Here is a 247-nt window from a genome sequence, read left to right as displayed (position 1 = left end):
AAACGTGCCCAGGTGGCGGAATTGGTAGACGCACTAGGTTCAGGTCCTAGCGGTGGCAACATCGTGGAGGTTCGAGTCCTCTCCTGGGCACCATCTGTATTTAAAAAGGTCGGCTTTTAGCCGGCCTTTTTTCATTTTCAGCCCAGGAAGCAAAGCGCCTGCGCGCTTTGCGTGAGGACTCGAAAGGCTGCGCTTGCAAGCGCAGCCGGGGTCGCGCCCGTGTGACCGAGTCCTCTCCTGGGCACCA

The 247-nt window shown here is 58.7% G+C and carries 1 tRNA gene; it reads left to right on the top strand.

What is annotated here, in order from left to right:
* Nucleotides 1–6: 6 nt before the first annotated feature.
* A tRNA-Leu gene (locus U5798_RS37045) sits at nt 7–93 on the top strand.
* Nucleotides 94–247: the final 154 nt, after the last annotated feature.

Source organism: Burkholderia sp. BCC1972 (genome assembly GCF_905339605.1).
GTDB lineage: Bacteria > Pseudomonadota > Gammaproteobacteria > Burkholderiales > Burkholderiaceae > Burkholderia.
Note: the sequence above shows the minus strand (reverse complement) of the source record. Positions and strands in the feature narration are given on the sequence as shown.